This is a genomic window from Microbacterium sp. HJ5 (assembly GCF_054824025.1).
The window spans coordinates 149,288-164,025 of sequence record NZ_JSYE01000013.1; the positions used below are offsets into that span (position 1 = coordinate 149,288).

At 69.8% G+C, this 14,738-nt stretch carries 18 protein-coding genes and 2 tRNA genes; 11 read left to right on the forward strand and 9 right to left on the reverse strand.

Annotated elements, in window-relative coordinates; genetic code table 11:
• The first annotated feature begins 7 nt into the window (after positions 1 to 7).
• From gatA to OB08_RS07170, 5 genes are read left to right on the forward strand one after another with little or no spacing between them, the layout of a single operon-like run.
• Positions 8 to 1,519: an Asp-tRNA(Asn)/Glu-tRNA(Gln) amidotransferase subunit GatA gene (gatA, locus tag OB08_RS07150; RefSeq protein WP_461473577.1), complete on the forward strand. Its 1,512-nt coding sequence runs from the start codon at positions 8 to 10 to the stop codon at positions 1,517 to 1,519.
• Entirely contained in the window at positions 1,519 to 3,036 is a 1,518-nt protein-coding gene (gatB, locus tag OB08_RS07155; RefSeq protein WP_461473579.1) for an Asp-tRNA(Asn)/Glu-tRNA(Gln) amidotransferase subunit GatB, read from the forward strand. Before gatA ends, gatB begins: the two co-directional genes overlap by 1 nt.
• Positions 3,037 to 3,095: 59 nt before the next feature.
• A complete protein-coding gene (dinB, locus tag OB08_RS07160) occupies positions 3,096 to 4,361 on the forward strand; it encodes a DNA polymerase IV (RefSeq protein WP_461473581.1) in 1,266 nt (421 codons plus the stop codon).
• Between the two features lie 32 nt (positions 4,362 to 4,393).
• A complete protein-coding gene (locus tag OB08_RS07165; RefSeq protein ID WP_461473583.1) occupies positions 4,394 to 4,714 on the forward strand; it encodes a hypothetical protein in 321 nt (106 codons plus the stop codon).
• A complete protein-coding gene (locus OB08_RS07170; RefSeq protein ID WP_461473585.1) occupies positions 4,689 to 5,282 on the forward strand; it encodes a nucleoside/nucleotide kinase family protein in 594 nt (197 codons plus the stop codon). The genes OB08_RS07165 and OB08_RS07170 overlap by 26 nt, the downstream gene beginning before the upstream one ends.
• Here the strand turns inward: OB08_RS07170 and OB08_RS07175 are convergent, their stop codons facing one another.
• The 6 genes from OB08_RS07175 to OB08_RS07200 all read right to left on the reverse strand — a co-directional run bounded on the left by OB08_RS07175 (position 5,283) and on the right by OB08_RS07200 (position 7,338).
• Positions 5,283 to 5,777 (reverse strand): DUF2017 family protein, encoded by a 495-nt coding sequence (locus tag OB08_RS07175; protein WP_461473587.1) that lies wholly within the window; start codon positions 5,775 to 5,777, stop codon positions 5,283 to 5,285.
• Positions 5,774 to 6,082 (reverse strand): ATP-dependent Clp protease adapter ClpS, encoded by a 309-nt coding sequence (gene clpS, locus OB08_RS07180; protein ID WP_461473589.1) that lies wholly within the window; start codon positions 6,080 to 6,082, stop codon positions 5,774 to 5,776. Before clpS ends, OB08_RS07175 begins: the two co-directional genes overlap by 4 nt.
• Complete coding sequence (locus OB08_RS07185; protein WP_461473591.1) at positions 6,073 to 6,420, reverse strand: metallopeptidase family protein; 348 nt, start codon at positions 6,418 to 6,420, stop codon at positions 6,073 to 6,075. Before OB08_RS07185 ends, clpS begins: the two co-directional genes overlap by 10 nt.
• Positions 6,421 to 6,461: 41 nt before the next feature.
• Positions 6,462 to 6,537: transfer RNA gene (locus OB08_RS07190), tRNA-His, on the reverse strand.
• A gap of 37 nt (positions 6,538 to 6,574) precedes the next feature.
• On the reverse strand, positions 6,575 to 7,201 hold the full coding sequence (orn, locus tag OB08_RS07195) for an oligoribonuclease (protein WP_461473593.1): 627 nt from the start codon (positions 7,199 to 7,201) through the stop codon (positions 6,575 to 6,577).
• Positions 7,202 to 7,265: 64 nt separating this feature from the next.
• Positions 7,266 to 7,338: transfer RNA gene (locus OB08_RS07200), tRNA-Arg, on the reverse strand.
• 108 nt (positions 7,339 to 7,446) lie between these two features.
• On the opposite strand from OB08_RS07200, the gene OB08_RS07205 reads away from it, so the two are divergent.
• Positions 7,447 to 7,659, forward strand: a complete 213-nt coding sequence (locus OB08_RS07205; protein ID WP_461473595.1) for a methyltransferase — start codon at positions 7,447 to 7,449, stop codon at positions 7,657 to 7,659.
• A gap of 82 nt (positions 7,660 to 7,741) precedes the next feature.
• On the opposite strand, the gene yczE is transcribed toward OB08_RS07205, so the two are convergent.
• The gene (gene yczE / locus OB08_RS07210) at positions 7,742 to 8,374 is read right to left on the reverse strand and encodes a membrane protein YczE (protein ID WP_461473597.1); all 633 of its coding nucleotides are present in this window, start codon (positions 8,372 to 8,374) and stop codon (positions 7,742 to 7,744) included.
• Between the two features lie 61 nt (positions 8,375 to 8,435).
• On the opposite strand from yczE, the gene yczR reads away from it, so the two are divergent.
• The gene (yczR, locus tag OB08_RS07215; protein WP_461473599.1) at positions 8,436 to 9,860 is read left to right on the forward strand and encodes a MocR-like transcription factor YczR; all 1,425 of its coding nucleotides are present in this window, start codon (positions 8,436 to 8,438) and stop codon (positions 9,858 to 9,860) included.
• 34 nt (positions 9,861 to 9,894) lie between these two features.
• Here yczR and OB08_RS07220 read toward each other — a convergent pair whose 3' ends face one another.
• Positions 9,895 to 10,149 (reverse strand): hypothetical protein, encoded by a 255-nt coding sequence (locus OB08_RS07220; RefSeq protein ID WP_461473601.1) that lies wholly within the window; start codon positions 10,147 to 10,149, stop codon positions 9,895 to 9,897.
• 230 nt (positions 10,150 to 10,379) lie between these two features.
• On the opposite strand from OB08_RS07220, the gene ssb reads away from it, so the two are divergent.
• From ssb to OB08_RS07240, 4 genes are all read left to right on the forward strand, one after another.
• A complete protein-coding gene (gene ssb / locus OB08_RS07225) occupies positions 10,380 to 10,910 on the forward strand; it encodes a single-stranded DNA-binding protein (RefSeq protein WP_461473603.1) in 531 nt (176 codons plus the stop codon).
• Positions 10,911 to 10,953: 43 nt separating this feature from the next.
• On the forward strand, positions 10,954 to 11,499 hold the full coding sequence (locus OB08_RS07230; RefSeq protein ID WP_461473605.1) for a DUF6993 domain-containing protein: 546 nt from the start codon (positions 10,954 to 10,956) through the stop codon (positions 11,497 to 11,499).
• A gap of 104 nt (positions 11,500 to 11,603) precedes the next feature.
• Positions 11,604 to 13,283 carry an energy-dependent translational throttle protein EttA gene (gene ettA, locus OB08_RS07235; protein ID WP_461473607.1) on the forward strand — a complete coding sequence of 560 codons (1,680 nt, stop codon included), beginning with the start codon at positions 11,604 to 11,606 and terminating at the stop codon, positions 13,281 to 13,283.
• A gap of 13 nt (positions 13,284 to 13,296) precedes the next feature.
• Positions 13,297 to 13,827 carry an acyl-CoA thioesterase gene (locus tag OB08_RS07240; RefSeq protein WP_461473609.1) on the forward strand — a complete coding sequence of 177 codons (531 nt, stop codon included), beginning with the start codon at positions 13,297 to 13,299 and terminating at the stop codon, positions 13,825 to 13,827.
• 15 nt (positions 13,828 to 13,842) lie between these two features.
• On the opposite strand, the gene OB08_RS07245 is transcribed toward OB08_RS07240, so the two are convergent.
• Positions 13,843 to 14,715: an acyl-CoA thioesterase gene (locus tag OB08_RS07245; protein WP_461473846.1), complete on the reverse strand. Its 873-nt coding sequence runs from the start codon at positions 14,713 to 14,715 to the stop codon at positions 13,843 to 13,845.
• Between the last annotated feature and the right edge of the window lie 23 nt (positions 14,716 to 14,738).

Here is a 14,738-nt window from a genome sequence, read left to right on the forward strand (position 1 = left end):
GACCCCCGTGACAGATCTGACGAAGCTGAGCGCCGCCGCGCTCGCAGACAAGCTCGCCGCCGGCGAGATCTCGAGCGTCGAGGCCACGCAGGCCCATCTCGACCGCATCGCCGCCGTCGACGGCGACGTCCACGCCTTCCTCCACGTCAGCGACCGGGCGCTCGCCGTCGCCGCCGACATCGACCACCGGCGCGCCGCCGGCGAGCAGCTCGGACCTGTGGCCGGCGTCCCGCTCGCGATCAAGGACGTCCTCGTCACGACCGACATGCCGTCGACGAGCGGATCGAAGATCCTCGAGAACTACATGTCGCCCTACGACGCCACGGTGGTCGCTCGCTCGCGCGCCGCGGGCCTGGTTCCGCTCGGCAAGACGAACATGGACGAGTTCGCCATGGGCTCGTCGACCGAGCACTCGGCGTACGGCCCGACCCGCAACCCGTGGGATCTCGACCGCATCCCGGGCGGTTCGGGCGGCGGGTCTGCGGCCGCGGTAGCGGCTTTCGAGGCTCCGCTGGCCCTCGGCTCCGACACGGGGGGCTCGATCCGCCAGCCCGCGCACGTCACCGGCACTGTCGGACTCAAGCCCACCTATGGAGGGGTGAGCCGGTACGGGGCGATCGCGCTGGCGTCGAGCCTCGACCAGGTCGGGCCCGTCACGCGCACCGTGCTCGATGCGGGTCTTCTCCACGACGTCATCGCAGGACACGACCCGCACGACTCCACATCGCTGTCCGAGCAGTGGCCGTCCTTCGCCGACGCCGCCCGCGAGGGCTCTCGCGGAGACGTGCTCAAGGGGCTCAAGGTCGGCGTCATCAAGGAACTCCCCGACGCCGGGTTCCAGCCCGGTGTGTCGGCATCGTTCCGGACCGCACTCGCGGCGATGGAGGCCCAGGGCGCTGAGATCGTCGAGATCAGCGCCCCGCACTTCGAGTACGGCGTGGCGGCGTACTACCTGATCCTTCCGGCGGAGGCGTCCAGCAACCTGGCGAAGTTCGACTCGGTGCGTTTCGGCCTCCGCGTCGACGTGCCGGGCGGCACCGTCGAGGACGTCATGGCGCGCACACGTGACGCCGGGTTCGGCGACGAGGTGAAGCGGCGGATCATCCTCGGCACCTACGCGCTGTCGGCGGGCTACTACGACGCCTACTACGGCTCAGCACAGAAAGTCCGCACGCTCATCCAGCAGGACTTCGACGGCGCGTTCGCGTCGGTGGACGTCATCGCCACGCCCTCGGCGCCGACGACGGCGTTCCGGCTGGGCGAGAAAATCGACGACCCGATGCAGATGTACCTGAACGACGTGACGACGATCCCCGCGAACCTCGCGGGTGTTCCGGGCATCTCGATCCCGTCGGGCCTGGCAGACGAGGACGGGTTGCCCGTCGGCATCCAGTTCCTGGCCCCCGCCCGTGAGGATGCGAGGCTCTACCGCGTCGGGGCCGCGCTCGAAGCGGTGCTCGTCGATTCGTGGGGCGCGCCGCTGCTCGACCGCGCACCGATCCTCGGAGGGGCACGCTGATGGCCAAGGACAAGCTGATGGATTTCGACGAGGCGCTGGAGCGGTACGAGCCGGTCCTCGGCTTCGAGGTGCACGTCGAGCTCAACACGAAGACCAAGATGTTCTCGGGGGCGGCCAACCCCGCGCACGCCGACAACCACGGAGCGGACCCGAACACCCTCGTCGCCCCCGTCGACATGGGCCTGCCGGGCTCGCTGCCGACCGTGAACGCCGAGGCCGTGAAGTTCTCGATCAGCCTCGGGCTGGCCCTCGGCTGCTCTATCGCGCCGTCGAGCCGATTCGCACGGAAGAACTACTTCTACCCGGACCTCGGCAAGAACTACCAGATCTCGCAATACGACGAGCCCATCGCCTTCGAAGGTCACGTCGACGTCGAACTGGCGGACGGAACGATCGTCACCGTCCCGATCGAGCGTGCGCACATGGAAGAGGACGCCGGGAAGCTGACCCACGTCGGCGGCGCCACCGGTCGCATCCAGGGCGCCGAATACTCGCTGGTCGACTACAACCGAGCGGGCGTGCCGCTGGTCGAGATCGTCACGAAGCCCATCTTCGGCGCGGAGCATCGCGCGCCCGAGATCGCCAAGGCCTACGTGCAGACGATCCGCGACATCGTGCTCTCCCTCGGCATCTCCGAGGCGCGCATGGAGCGCGGCAACCTCCGCTGTGACGCCAACGTCTCGCTGCGCCCGCGCGGCCAGGAGAAGCTCGGCACCCGCACCGAGACCAAGAACGTCAACTCGATGCGGTCGGTCGAGCGTGCGGTGCGGTACGAGATCCAGCGGCAGGCGGCGATCCTCGCGGCCGGCGGCTCCATCATCCAGGAGACGCGGCACTGGCACGAAGACACCGGCACCACGTCGCCCGGGCGCCCGAAGTCCGATGCCGACGACTACCGGTACTTCCCGGAGCCCGACCTGCTGCCCGTCGCACCGTCGGTCGAGCTGATCGAGCAGCTGCGCGCCGCACTGCCCGAGCCGCCCGCTGCACGTCGCCGCCGGCTCAAGGCCGACTGGGGCTTCGCCGACATCGAGTTCCAGGGCGTCGTCAACAGTGGGCTGCTCGCCGAGGTCGAGGCGACGGTCGCGGCCGGAGCTTCCCCGGCCGCCGCCCGCAAGTGGTGGACGGGTGAGATCGCCCGCATCGCGAACGCACAGGGGCGCGAGGCATCCGATCTCGCGAGCCCGGCAGACGTCGCCGCGCTGCAGCGGCTGGTCGACTCGGGCGCCATCAACGACAAGCTCGCACGTCAGGTCCTCGAGGGTGTCATCGCGGGTGAGGGAACACCGCAGGAGGTCGTGGACGCTCGCGGGCTCGCGGTGGTCTCCGACGACGGCGCTCTGATCGCGGCGATCGACGAGGCTCTCGCCTCGCAGCCCGACGTCCTCGCGAAGATCCGCGACGGCAAAGTGCAGGCGGCCGGTGCGGTGATCGGAGCCGTCATGAAGGCCATGAAGGGCCAGGCCGACGCCGCGCGCGTGCGCGAACTCGTCCTGGAGCGCGCCGCCTCGTCCTGACGGCGGGTGCGGGCCGGTCCGACGCGCAGGTGTCGGAGGGGTGGAGGAGAATCGGGGCCATGGGACGCGGTGACGGCACGGGCAGACTCGTGTCCGCCGAAGGGGCTGACGACACCGGTACCGGCATCCTCCACGTCGACATGGATGCCTTCTACGCATCGGTCGAGCAGCTCGACGACCCTTCGCTCCAGGGCAAGCCGATCATCGTCGGCGCGCCCGAGGGCCGGTCCGTCGTCTCCAGCGCCTCTTACGAAGCCCGCCGATTCGGCGTGCGGTCCGCGATGCCGGTGGGCCAGGCGCTGCGACTGTGCCCGACGGCGACCGTGGTGCTGCCGCACTTCGACCGCTACCTCGAGCTCTCGGGGCGCGTCATGCGCATCTTCCGCGACGTGACACCGCTGGTCGAGCCGCTCTCCATCGACGAGGCGTTCCTCGATGTGCGCGGAGTGCGTCGACTGTGGGGGAGCCCTGGCGCGATCGCCCGTGATCTCCGTGCGCGGGTGCTCGACGAGACCGGGCTGACGTGCAGCATCGGCGTGGCGGCGACGAAGCACGTCGCCAAGATGGCGTCGACCATCAGCAAACCCGACGGCCTGCTGATCGTCACCGAGGCCGACACCGCCGCATTCCTCGCCCCGCGTTCGGTGAGGGCGCTGTGGGGGGTCGGCCCGAAAGCCGCGGAAGCGCTGGAGGGCCGCGGCATCCGCACCGTCGCGGATGTGCTCGACAGCCCGCGGGAAGTGCTCGATCGGGTGCTCGGACCGGCGATGGGCGAGCGCATCCGGCACCTCGCGCGCGGCATCGACGCCCGATCGGTCGACACCCGGCGCGTGGAGAAGAGCATCGGTCACGAGGAGACGTTCGACGAAGACATCGCCGACCCCGCGATCCTCCGCTCCGAGCTGCGTCGCCTCGCCGACAAGGTCGGCGCAAGGCTACGGGGCGCGGGGTGGGAGGCATCGACCATCGCCATCAAGGTGCGCTACGCCGACTTCTCGACGACCTCACGCTCGCAGACTCTTCCCGAGCCGACGGCGGTCGGCCAGCGGATCGGCGATGCGGCGCACGACCTGTTCGCCGCCGTCGACCACCATCTGCCGATCCGGCTCATCGGGGTGCGCGCCGAGAAGCTCAGGACCGCCGGATCCGCACCCCTCGCGCTGTGGGACGACGATGCGGAATGGCGACGTATCGAGGACGCGCTCGACGGAGCGGCCGCGAAGTTCGGGCGAGGCGCAGTCACGCGGGGCACCCTGCTCGGCAAGGCCCGCGGCGGCGGCTCGCTTCCCTCCAGCCCGCCGCCTCCCACGCTGGATCAGGGCTGACACCGGGCATGCGCGACGGGTAGCGTGGTCGCATGCCCAACATCGCACTCGAGCTCGGCCAGCAGTCCGCGTCCTTCGGAGTCAAGAGCGCCTACGGCGAGCAGCAGGATGTCGACGGCATCCGCGTCATCCCCGTCGCGCTCACGTGGTCGGGCTTCGGCGGCGGCTCCGACGAGGCCGGCAACGGGGGCGGCGGCGGTGGGGGATGGTCGGTGCCGCTCGGGGCATACATCCGGCGCGGCGACGACCTGCGGTTCGAGGCGAACATCGTGTCGCTTCTCGCCGTCGGCATCCCGTTCGTGTTCTTCGCCGGTCGCGCGCTCAGCCGTGTCATCCGCGCCCTCAAGAAGTAGCTCCGACCCGGTCGCCCTCTCGCTCGACGCTGCCGCGTCGAGCCTTCTGAGTGCGATCACCGGCGTCGCGGCGGGTAATCCCGTCGTGCTGATCGATGGACGCAGCGGCGCGGGCAAGTCCTCGCTCGCGCGCGCTCTCGTGGCGCGCTGGCCGCTCGCAGGTCGGGTGCAGCTCGTCGCGCTCGACTCGATCTACCCCGGCTGGGACGGCCTGGACCAAGGGGTCGCCCTCGCCCGCGAGCAGATCCTGGTGCCTCATGCGCGCGGGATGATCGGGGTCTGGCAGCGCTGGGACTGGGAAGCCGGCGTTCCGGCCGACGCTCACGCCGTCGACCCCTCCCTCCCGCTCGTGGTGGAGGGATCGGGCATCCTCACGCCCGCGACGGCGCGTCTGGGCGATGTGCGGGTCTGGCTCGAGTCGCCTGCTCCGTCCCGCCGGAACCGGGCGCTGCGGCGGGACGGCGAGACCTACCGGCCGCATTGGGAGCGGTGGGCGCGCCAGGAAGATCAGCACGTCACGCGGGATCAGCCCACACGCATCGCGACGCACGTGTTCGCGGTTCCCTGATCAGTCGTCGTCGCCCGCGACCGCCGCGACCAGGCCGTCGAGCCGGTATCCGAGCCAATCGTAGATGCCGAACCGAGGATCGTCCGGATGGTGGTCGTCGGCCTCGGCGATCCCCAGTCGCGTCGCGAGCACGAGACGGATCGCGGCGAGCGTCCGCAGCCACGCTCCCACCGCGGTGGGATCGAGCGTGATGGTGGCGTTCTCGACCAGCACCGAGTCGGGCGCATCGTCGGGGAGGACAGCGGTCTCGCCGAGGGACGCCAGCACCGCCTGCGCGTCGTCGCGACGGCGGTCGAGCAGATCGGCTTCGGTCAGACGGCGGAACTCCGCCGCGGATTCCGCATCATCGTAGGCATCGGGAACCAGGCGCGCGACCGCGGGGTCGCCCGTCTCGACGACGGCGCCGTCGACCAGCTCGGCGAACTGCGCGACGAGCCCCGCGAGGTGGGCGGCCTCGATGCGCGTGAGTTCGAGGACGACGGACTGCTCGCTCATTGCGGAGCCTGCCGCACCGTCGCCCACAGCCCGTAGTCGTGCATCGCGTTCGCGTGCAACTCCATCTGCTCGCGCGCTCCTTCCGCCACGACCGCGTGGCCTTCGTTGTGGACGGCGAGCATGAGCGCCTCGGCCCTGGCCCGCGGGTAGCCGAAGTATTCGCGGAACACATGGGTGACGTAGCTCATGAGGTTGACGGGATCGTCCCAGACGACTGTCTGCCAGGGGCGGTCGGGGGACACGCGCTCGTCGCGGTCGACCTGCTCGTCGACGTCGGGTGTGGCCAGCGGCGCCATCAGGCCCATCCCAGCTCGTGGAGGCGGTCGTCGTCGATGCCGTAGAAGTGGGCGATCTCGTGCACCAGGGTCGTGTGCAGCTCGTCGCGCAACTCGTCGAGGTCCTCGCACACGGCGAGGTGCGCCTCGCGGTAGACGATGATGCGGTCCGGCAGCTCGCCGACGCCATAGCGGTCGCGCTCCGTGAGCGCCCACCCGTCGTACAGCCCGAGCAGGTCGAGACTGCCGTCCTCGGCGCGGTCCTCGACGACGAAGATGACGTTGTCGAGTCCGTCGACCATGTCGTCGGGCAGGAGATCAAGCTCGTCGATCACGAGCTGTTCGAAGGTCGCGGCATCCATCTCCATCTACGGAGCCTCGATCGATCGTGTCGTGCGACGAACGTACTTGGGGTGAGTAACGGGACTTGAACCCGCGACCCCCTGGACCACAACCAGGTGCTCTACCAACTGAGCTATACCCACCAAGCCTCCCGCCTGCGCGGGCAACCAGAAGATTCTCTCACACCTCTGGGGCGAACAGCGACACGGCGGCAGCTGCTGCCGCACGTGCCCCGTCGCTGGTCGGCCCGGGCTCGGGCACGAACACGGCCTGCCGGTAATACGCCAGCTCGCGGATGGATTCGAGGATGTCGGCGAGCGCCCGGTGGCCGCCGTCTTTCGCCGGCGCGTGGATGTAGGCGCGCGGGTACCAGCGTCGCGCGAGCTCTTTGATGCTCGACACGTCGACGTTGCGATAGTGAAGCCAGTGGTCGATGCGGGGCATGTACTTCGCGAGGAACATGCGGTCGGTGCCGATCGTGTTGCCGGCCAGCGGCGCCTTGCCCTCGAGGGGCACGAACTGCTGGATGTACTCCAGGGCCTGGAACTCGGCGTCGGCGAGACTCACGCCGTTCGGGATCTCCTCGAGAAGACCGGACTTCTCGTGCATCTTGGTGACGAACTCGCTCATGTTGGCGAGCGCGGACGCGTCGGGCTTGATCACCACCTGGAAGCCCGCATGCACGGGACGCAGCTCGAAGTCGGTGACGACGACGGCGATCTCGACGAGCTCGTCGACATCGAGGTCGAGTCCCGTCATCTCGCAGTCGATCCAGACAAGGCGATCGTTCTCAGGTGCCCCCACCATGCGCTCCATCCTATTGACGTCCCCAGACGCCGACGCCTCGGCGTCGACGCCGAGGTCGTAACTGCCCCCCCGGGAGGATTCGAACCCCCGACCTGGCGGGTAGAAACCGCTCGCTCTGTCCCCTGAGCTACGGAGGGAAGGGTGAAGCTCCAGGTTATCGGGTTCGCGCAACACGTGGCGGATGCTGGCATATGAGGCGGGCGCGGCGTAGCGTCAGCCTCGGACGCATCGAAAGGAGTTCACCCATGAGCACCACGGAGACGCACCACACCCTGTGGGTCGCATACGGCGCTTCCGGCGTCGTCGGAAGCATCCGCAAGGACGACGACGGCTACACGGTCACGATGGCGGGAGCCGATGCCAGCGCCGGCACGTATCCCTCGATGGAGATCGCCAAGAGCGCCCTCCATTCCCGCATGGCTGCGGGCAGGGACTGGCCTGAGTTCCGGGAGCACTGAACCGCGCACCGTCGGTCGCGCTTGGCGCGGGCGCGGCTCGATCGTCGATGCGGATGGTGACGGATGCCGCGCCCGCCGCCCGTCAGCGGCTCGGTGTGGCCTCGGCGGGCTCGGTCGTGGCGGCGGCTCGCGTCGGCGCACCGCGGCGGGTGTCGAGAAGCGGCAGCGCGAGGTGGACGAGCGGGCCGATCAGGAACGCGAAAAGCACTGTGCCGATGCCCACCGTGCCCCCGAGGAACCAGCCGATGGCCAGCACCGTGAGCTCGACCAGCGCGCGGCACGCGAAGATGGGCCATCCCAGCCGCTTGTGCATTCCTGTCATGAGTCCGTCGCGCGGGCCGGGGCCGAAGTGCGCCCCGATGTAGAGGCCCGAAGCGACAGCGACGACGATGATGCCCCCGAGGAGCACGCCGAACTGGGCGAAGATGCCCGACACGGGCGGGAAGATCCCCAGCGCGAACTGCATGCTCGTGCCGACGAGGAGGATGTTGGCGATCGTGCCGATTCCGGGCTTCTGCCGCAGGGGGATCCACAGCAGCAGGACGAAGAATCCCAGGATGTTGGCGACCCAGCCGATGCCGATGCCGGTGTGGAGCGATATGCCCTCGGCGAGGACGGTCCACGGGTCGACGCCCAGGCCGGCCTCGACGGTCATCGCGCACCCCACGCCGTAGAGGATGAGGCCTACGAAGAGCTGGATCACACGGCGGGTCATGAGGCCATCCAATCGCAGCATTGGCATGCATGAAACAGGCCAATGTGCGTAGGGTGGCATCATGGACTCCCGGATCTCGGCCCGCGCCCTGGCCGCCGCACTGGGAGGATGGCGCACGAGAGAGCCTGCGTATGAGGCGTTGGCGGACAGCATCCGACTTCTGTGCCTGGACAACCGGCTCGCGCCGCGCACCGCGCTCCCCGCGGAACGAGAACTCGCCGCGGCCCTCGAACTGAGTCGCAGCACGGTCGCCGCGGGGTACCGGAGCCTGCGCGAGACCGGCCACATCGCGAGCCTCCGCGGGTCGGGGAGCGTCACGCTCCCACTTCGGCGTCGCGACCCGGGGCGGGCCGCCGCCGCCGAGGGGGCCATCGACTTGCAGCAGGCGAGCCCGCCGGCCTGGCCCGGCCTCGCCGGGATCATGGCCGATGTGGCCGGGAACGCGGCCGCGCTGGTCTCGCGCGTCGGATACGACGTGCTCGGGAGCGTCGAGCTGCGTGAGGCCATCGCGGCCCATTACGTCAGGCGCGGCGTGCCCACCTCGGCGAGCGAGGTGCTGGTGACGACGGGCGCGCAGAGCGCCATTCATCTCGTGGCGTCGGTGCTGCTCGGGCGCGGCGATCGGGTGCTCATCGAGACCCCGACCTATCCGCATGCCGTCGATGCACTGCGTCGCGCCGGTGCGCGGCTGGTCGGGGTGCCCGTGACCACCGACCAGGGGTGGGACCTCGACCGGGCCGAGCAGGCGTTCGCTCGCACCCTGCCGGTGATGGCATACCTCATGCCCGACTTCCAGAATCCGACGGGGCGCTCGATGTCGCAGGCGGAGCGCGAAGCGTTCCTCCTCGCCGGGGAGCGCGCAGGCTCCGTCCTGGTGCTGGATGAGACGACCGCGGACCTCGACATCGATCGCGGTTCCCTGCCGGCCGGATTCTCCGGGAGTGACCCGTCGACGGTCGTGCGCATCGGCTCGCTGGGCAAGACGGTCTGGGGCGGCCTGCGCGTCGGATGGATCCGGGCGGAAGGCGACCTGGTGCGACGGTTCGTCGCCGCGCGACCGGCCCATGACCTCGGCACACCGGAGTTCGAGCAAGCGGTCGCCGCCGCCCTGTTCGGCGATTTCGGCGAGATCGCCGCCCAGCGATCCGCGCTGCTGCGCGCGGGACGGGATGCCCTCGTCGGTGCGCTCGAGACGAGGATTCCGCAGTGGCGCGTGCCTGTCACGCACGGAGGTGTCTCCCTGTGGATCGAACTCGACGCCGCTCTCAGCTCGGCGCTCGTCATGGACGTGCGGTCGAGGGGCGTCCTGCTCTCTGCCGGCCCGCGGTTCTCCGTCGACGGCGGCCACGATCGCCACCTGCGCCTCCCGTTCACGGCGCCCCCCGACGAGCTCGTGCGGGCGGTGTCGTCGCTTGCGGAATCATGGACCTCGGTCCGCGCCGGTGCCCCGGTCTCGTTCGTCGAGCGGGTCGAGTCGATCGTCTGACGGATGAGACCGGGCTGTCGTGCCCTTGCCCGGCTCACCGCGCGAAACGCAGGCAGTCGACGGCGTCGGCGACCGACCAGAAGTCGCCGAGCTCGAGGAACGCGCGGGAGGCCGCGTGGAACCGCCGCGCGCGATAGCGGATTCCTCCTGGCTGAGCGAGCGCCTGGAGATGACCGATCACGAGACCACGCCGATCGATCACCCTCCAGAGGGAGGGCGCGGCGGGCGCGAGGCGAACGGGCGCACCGGGCGGGAGCGTCGGCATGTCGACGGTGACGGGAACGGTCATGGCATCTCCTCTCGAATCGAACATATGTGCGACCTCCGACATCGCCTCCTCCGTCCGTGACCGTCGGCTCCTCCACAGAAGCGCTGATCCGAGCCGTTTCCCCACAGCGCTCGCTCGTACGTCGTGACATCGCGGGCGAGCGGCAGTCTGATCCCACCGCCGGCGCCCGACTGGGCACACGGGCGCCGGCGGACCGGAGAACGTCTCCGGTCCACGAGAGAGGAAGAGGAATGAACGACACCATCACGATCACGGGGAACGTCGCGACCGATCCCGAGCACAAGCGCACCGCCACCGGGGCGACCGTCACCACGTTCCGGCTGGCCAGCGGGCAGCGGCGGTTCGACCGCGCCTCCAACTCCTGGGTCGAGTCCGCGACGAACTTCTACTCGGTGTCGGCGTGGCGCGGACTGGCCGACCACGCCTTCCAGTCCCTGCGGCGGGGCGAGCGCGTGATCCTCACTGGCCGGCTCCGGGTGCGGGACTGGGACAACGGCGCCAAGAAGGGCACCGACGTCGAGATCGAGGCGGACGCCATCGGTCACGACCTGAGGTGGGGCACGACCACCTTCGTGAAGGATGCGGCACCGGCGGCGCCCGGCGCCGAGGCGACGTGGCAGGCGCCGCTGAGCCACGACGTCCCGCCCGCCGACGAATGGGCGGCGGCCCCCGACGCGGTGCCGGACGGTGCCGGCGAGTCGGCGGGCGACGAGCTGCCGAGTCAGGAGCTCGAGCTCGCCGGGGTCGAGCCGCCGTTCTGAGCACGCGGCGGGTACTCGGGGCGTCGGGCTCTAGACTCTCCCCGTGGTCCGACACCCCGAGCATCCCGCGCGTTCGGCGCGCTTCCCAGGCTCGGCGCGACGACTGGCAGGCATGCTCGCGGTCGCCGCGGTGCTGGCCCTCGCCGGATGCACGGGCGACAATCCGTCCGACCCGACCGCAACGGCATCGTCCGCGCCCACCGGATCGCCCGACCCGAGCTCGAGCGCCGCACCGACCCCGCAGCCCTCCGCCGCCCCGAGCCTCGCGCCGGACGGGTCGGCCGCAGACAACCTCGCGCTGTTCACCGCCGTCACCGAATCGGTGTGGGCGTCGGCCGATCGAGCGTCAGGACGCGCATACGTGGATGCGCTCACCGCAGCCGGCTTCGACAAGACCGCCATGCAGGTGACCCACGACACCTCGACCGTCGGGAATCCGGCCGAGAGTATCCAGTTCTCCGTCCTCTGGGGTGACGAGTGCCTGGTGGGTCAGGTCGGGCCGGCGACCGGAGACCCCTTCACCGTCATCGTCCCCGCGCTCGCCGAGGGCGCGTGCCTCGTGGGGGCGACCCGTCCCATCGACTGGTGACCGACGGTGACCGCACCCCTGGCGGTCTCGCGTAGGCCACGTGCGCCGCGCGCCGGTAGGCTGGGACGCTGACGTCGTCAGGCTTAGGAGAACGTTCACAAGACATGGCTGAATACATCTACTCGATGGTCCGCGCTCGCAAGGCGGTCGGAGAAAAGCTCATCCTCGACGACGTCACGATGGCGTTCCTCCCCGGGGCGAAGATCGGCATGGTCGGTCCGAACGGCGCGGGCAAGTCGACGATCCTCAAGATCATGGCGGGCCTCGACGCCCCCTCGAACGGCGAGGCCAAGCTCAGCCCCGGCTTCTCGGTCGGCATCCTCATGCAGGAGCCCGAGCTCGACGAGTCCAAGACGGTGCTCGAGAACATCCAGGACGGCATCGCGATCAAGGCGAAGGTCGACCGCTTCAACGAGATCTCCGCCCTCATGGCCGACCCCGACGCCGACTTCGACGCGCTGCTGGCCGAGATGGGCGTCCTCCAGGAGGAGATCGACGCCGCGGACGCGTGGGACCTCGACTCCCAGCTCGAGCAGGCGATGGACGCCCTGCGCACCCCGCCGGGCGACGCGCAGATCGGCCCGCTTTCCGGTGGTGAGAAGCGTCGCGTCGCGCTCACCAAGCTCCTGCTGCAGAAGCCCGACCTGCTGCTGCTCGACGAGCCGACGAACCACCTCGACGCAGAGAGCGTGCTGTGGCTGGAGCAGCACCTGCAGAAGTATCCCGGCGCCGTGATCGCCATCACGCACGACCGGTACTTCCTCGACAACGTCGCGGAGTGGATCGCCGAGGTCGACCGCGGCCGCCTCATCGGCTACGAGGGCAACTACTCGACCTACCTCGAGAAGAAGGGTGAGCGCCTCGCGATCCAGGGCAAGAAGGACGCCAAGCTCGCCAAGCGCCTCGCCGAAGAGCTCGAGTGGGTGCGCTCGAACGCGAAGGGCCGGCAGGCGAAGTCGAAGGCGCGACTCGCCCGCTACGAGGAGATGGCGGCGGAGGCCGACCGCACGCGGAAGCTCGACTTCGAGGAGATCACGATCCCGCCGGGGCCGCGCCTGGGCAGTGTCGTGATCGAGGCCAAGAAGCTGCAGAAGGGCTTCGACGGCCGGTCGCTCATCGACGGACTCACGTTCAGCCTGCCGCCGAACGGCATCGTCGGCGTCATCGGCCCGAACGGCGTCGGCAAGACCACGCTTTTCAAGACCATCGTCGGCCTCGAGCCGCTCGACGGCGGTGACCTCAAGATCGGCGAGACGGTCAAGATCAGCTACGTCGACCAGTCGCGCGCCAACATCGACCCGAGCAAGACGCTGTGGGAGGTCGTGTCCGACGGGCTCGACATCATCACGGTCGGCAAGACCGAGATCCCGTCGCGCGCGTACGTATCGAAGTTCGGGTTCAAGGGGCCCGACCAGCAGAAGAAGGCCGGTGTGCTCTCCGGTGGCGAGCGCAACCGGCTGAACCTCGCGCTCACGCTCAAGGAGGGCGGCAACCTGCTCCTCCTCGACGAGCCCACCAACGACCTCGACGTCGAGACCCTGCAGTCGCTCGAGAACGCACTGCTCGAGTTCCCCGGCTGCGCCGTGGTGATCACGCACGACCGGTGGTTCCTCGACCGCATCGCGACGCACATCCTCGCGTACGAGGGAACCGACGAGGACCCCGACAAGTGGTACTGGTTCGAGGGCAACTTCGAGGCCTATGAGGAGAACAAGATCGAGCGTCTCGGTCCGGATGCCGCGAAGCCGCACCGCTCGGCGTATCGCAAGCTCACCCGCGACTGAGCGGAGGCGCACCGTGACTGACGACGCGCAGGCGCAGGCCGCGCAGGCGCAGGCCGCGCCGGCGCGGCGCCTCCACATCCCCATCCACGTGCGGTGGGGTGACCTCGACGCGTTCAACCACGTCAACAACACCTCGATGCTGAAGCTGCTCGAGGAGGCTCGCGTGCGCGCCTTCTGGGTGCCCGAGCCGGGGGAGGACGCTCCCGAGACGGCCGTCCTCGACTCGAGCATCTTCAGCGGCGTCCTGACGCTCATCGCGCGGCAGGAGATCGAGTACCTCGCACCGGTGCCGTATCAGCGGCATCCGCTCGATGTGCAGATGTGGTTCGCGAAGCTCGGCGGGTCCAGCATCGAGGTCTGCTACGAGGTGCGCAGTCCGCGCGAGACGGCCGTCGGCGGCGTCCAGACCGTCTACGCGCGCGCCACCACCGTCGTGGTGAAGGTCGACGCCGGGTCGGGCAGGCCGCTCCGGCTGTCATCCGAGGAGCGCGCGGTGTGGTCGCCCTACCTCGGGGAGCCGATCGCCTACGCGCACCGGCGCTGACGGCCCCGCCGCAGATCAGTCCTGCGCGGAGGCCGGAGCCGCCGGCGCCGCGGGCACCCGCACCATGATCTCCTGCGCGACGCTCGCGAGCAGCGTGCCGTCCTGGGCGTAGACGCGTCCCGTCGCGAGGCCGCGGCCCCCGCGAGCGCTCGGCGACTCCTGCACGTACAGCATCCACTCGTCGACCCTGCCGAACCTGTGCCACCACATCGCGTGGTCGAGGCTCGCGACCTTGAGCCCACGGGTTGCCCAGGGCACACCATGAGCGCGGAGGATCGATTCCTGGATCGTGAGATCGCTGAGGTACGCGAGCGCCGCACGATGGATGTCGGGGGAGTCAGGGATGCTGCGCCGGACCTTCATCCACACGGCCTGACGGGGCGTCCGCTCGCCCTCGACCGTGAGGTAGATGGGCGATGGAACGTGGCGGAGATCGACGGGTCGGTCGGTGAACAGGCGCTTCGACATGGGGTGCAGGCCCTGCAGGTGCGACTCGATGTCGGGGAGCTCCTCGGGCGCGGGGACGCCCTCGGGCATCGGCGCCTGGTGGTCGATGCCCGGATCCTCGTCCTGGAACGACGCGATCATCGAGAAGATCGGCACGCCCTCCTGGAAGGCCTGGGTGCGACGGGTCGAGAACGATCGTCCGTCATGGATGCGATCGACGGCGAACGTGATGCCCTTCGCCGAGTCGCCCGGCCGCAGGAAGTACCCGTGCATCGAGTGCACGTGGCGGCCCTCAGGAGTGGTCCGCGCCGCGGCGACCATCGACTGGGCCAGCACCTGGCCGCCGTACACGCGGCCGAGCGGCATCGACTGCGAGACTCCCGTGAAGATGTCCTCGGTCGTGCGCGCGTCCGAGCCGGCGAGGTCCAGCACCGAGAGCATCGACGCCACGGGGTCGGGATCGG

Coding starts and splice junctions, on each gene's coding strand:
- OB08_RS07185 (WP_461473591.1), bottom strand. CDS start 6,420: ATGGAGATGGATGCCGCGACCTTCGAACAGCTCGTGATCGACGAGCTT.
- ssb (WP_461473603.1), top strand. CDS start 10,380: ATGAACGACACCATCACGATCACGGGGAACGTCGCGACCGATCCCGAG.
- clpS (WP_461473589.1), bottom strand. CDS start 6,082: ATGGGCCTGATGGCGCCGCTGGCCACACCCGACGTCGACGAGCAGGTC.
- yczE (WP_461473597.1), bottom strand. CDS start 8,374: ATGACCCGCCGTGTGATCCAGCTCTTCGTAGGCCTCATCCTCTACGGC.
- yczR (WP_461473599.1), top strand. CDS start 8,436: ATGGACTCCCGGATCTCGGCCCGCGCCCTGGCCGCCGCACTGGGAGGA.
- ettA (WP_461473607.1), top strand. CDS start 11,604: ATGGCTGAATACATCTACTCGATGGTCCGCGCTCGCAAGGCGGTCGGA.
- OB08_RS07175 (WP_461473587.1), bottom strand. CDS start 5,777: ATGAGCGAGCAGTCCGTCGTCCTCGAACTCACGCGCATCGAGGCCGCC.
- gatB (WP_461473579.1), top strand. CDS start 1,519: ATGGCCAAGGACAAGCTGATGGATTTCGACGAGGCGCTGGAGCGGTAC.
- OB08_RS07205 (WP_461473595.1), top strand. CDS start 7,447: ATGAGCACCACGGAGACGCACCACACCCTGTGGGTCGCATACGGCGCT.
- dinB (WP_461473581.1), top strand. CDS start 3,096: ATGGGACGCGGTGACGGCACGGGCAGACTCGTGTCCGCCGAAGGGGCT.
- OB08_RS07165 (WP_461473583.1), top strand. CDS start 4,394: ATGCCCAACATCGCACTCGAGCTCGGCCAGCAGTCCGCGTCCTTCGGA.
- OB08_RS07220 (WP_461473601.1), bottom strand. CDS start 10,149: ATGACCGTTCCCGTCACCGTCGACATGCCGACGCTCCCGCCCGGTGCG.
- orn (WP_461473593.1), bottom strand. CDS start 7,201: ATGGTGGGGGCACCTGAGAACGATCGCCTTGTCTGGATCGACTGCGAG.
- OB08_RS07245 (WP_461473846.1), bottom strand. CDS start 14,715: ATGCTCTCGGTGCTGGACCTCGCCGGCTCGGACGCGCGCACGACCGAG.